Here is a 1,886-nt window from a genome sequence, read left to right as displayed (position 1 = left end):
GTGGTGTGCCCAGCATGGTTGCAGTCTATAGGGTGAAAGTCCCGAACTGTGAAGGCAGAAGTAGCGGTAGCTTAACGCAAGGGTGTCTGCGGTGACGCAGAATCTGAAGGAAGCGAGCGGCAAACCTCCGATCTGAGGAACACGAACTTCATATAAGGCTAGGTATCATTGGATGAGTTTGCCACACAAAACAAAGTCCATTCTGCCGAAGGTGATACAGAGTAAATGAAGCAGATAGATGGAGGGAAAGACTGTACTCTTACCTGGGGAGGTCTGACTGATACGCCGAACTCATTCGGTAACCTATCTATTGATAGATAGCTGAACAGTCAGAAGTCAGCAGAGGTCATAGTACTTGACTAACTATAGATGGTTAAGGAAGGGCTGAACATTTAGGAAGAATGTACACTAAGCGTTCACTGTTTATGATGATACAGACAATCCAAAGGGACCTACTTAAAGAAGGAAGTGGTGAATTCCACAGGGGACTTTAAGAGGGTGGAATAAACAGTGGCACAAATAGAACGTATATTCACGTGAAAGGATGTATCAATATGATGGAACGATTACTGTCACGGGACAATCTACTTTCGGCACTAAAACGTGTCGAGAAGAATAAAGGTAGCCACGGTGTAGATGAAATGCCTGTAAAATCCCTACGAGAGCATATTCTACATAATTGGCTAGAAATCCGAAATTCTTTGAAGAAAGGAACCTATGAACCTATGCCAGTCAGACGTGTCGAAATCCCGAAACCAAATGGTGGCACTCGTCTTTTAGGAATTCCAACCGTGACAGACCGTTTAATCCAACAAGCGATAGCTCAAGTCCTAACCCCAATCTATGAACCAACCTTTTCAGACCATAGTTATGGGTTCCGACCAAAAAGGAGAGCCCTCGATGCGGTAAGAAAAGCAAAAGTGTATATAGAAGATGGCTACAGATGGGTGTTAGATATGGACTTGGAAAAGTTCTTCGATAAGGTAAATCACGATATGCTTATGGGACTCGTAGCCAAAAGAGTCAAGGATAAATCTATTCTAAGATTAATTAGAAAATACTTAGAGTCAGGGATTATGATAAACGGTGTAGAGACTATCAGCGAAGAAGGTGTTCCTCAAGGCGGACCACTGAGTCCATTATTATCCAATATCATGTTAGACGAGTTGGATAAGGAACTTGAGAAAAGAGGACATAAATTTGTCCGTTACGCAGATGACTGTAATATCTACGTGAAAACTAAGAAAGCAGGTCTACGCATCAAAAGCTCTATCACTACATTCATCGAAAAGAAACTTAAATTAAAGGTGAATGAAGAGAAAAGTGCGGTAGACAGACCGTGGAAACGAAAGTTTCTTGGTTTTAGTTTCACATCAAACTACATCCCGAAAATCCGTATCGCAAAAGAAAGTATAAAGAGAGCTAAAAGCAAAATAAAGGAACTGACTTCAAGGTCAAAATCCATGTCTTTAGAAATGCGCATTGAGAAACTGAATGAATACCTTGTTGGTTGGTGCGGTTATTTTGCGCTGGCAGATACGCCAACTCCCTTTAAACAACTTGATGAACTAATAAGAAGAAGGCTTCGGATGTGTCTCTGGAAGCAATGGAAACTACCTAAAACCAAAACAAAAAGACTTATCTCTTTAGGAGTTCCAAAAGAGAAAGCCTATGAATGGGGTAATTCCCGCAAGAAATACTGGCGCATATCGAAGAGTCCAATTTTACACTCAACACTTAACCTAGAGTTTTGGAGAGGACAAAAACTAAAAAGTTTATTGGATAGATACAATCTTTTGCGTCATACCTAAGTGAACCGCCGTATACGGAACCGTACGTACGGTGGTGTGAGAGGTCGGGGGTTAGTCACCCCCTCCTACTCGATT

General features: G+C 41.7%; 1 protein-coding gene. It reads left to right on the top strand.

Features of this window, described 5'->3' with window-relative positions:
* The first annotated feature begins 554 nt into the window (after positions 1 to 554).
* Positions 555 to 1,811, top strand: coding sequence for a group II intron reverse transcriptase/maturase (gene ltrA, locus MJG50_RS21920; protein ID WP_240257904.1), 1,257 nt, complete (start codon positions 555 to 557; stop codon positions 1,809 to 1,811).
* Positions 1,812 to 1,886 lie beyond the last annotated feature (75 nt).

The sequence above is a fragment of the Fredinandcohnia quinoae genome (assembly GCF_022427965.1).
GTDB lineage: Bacteria > Bacillota > Bacilli > Bacillales > Bacillaceae_L > Ferdinandcohnia > Ferdinandcohnia quinoae.
Note: the sequence above shows the minus strand (reverse complement) of the source record. Positions and strands in the feature narration are given on the sequence as shown.

Excerpts from the sequence above, each read along its gene's own strand:
- ltrA (WP_240257904.1), top strand. The coding sequence starts at position 555 with ATGATGGAACGATTACTGTCACGGGACAATCTACTTTCGGCACTAAAA.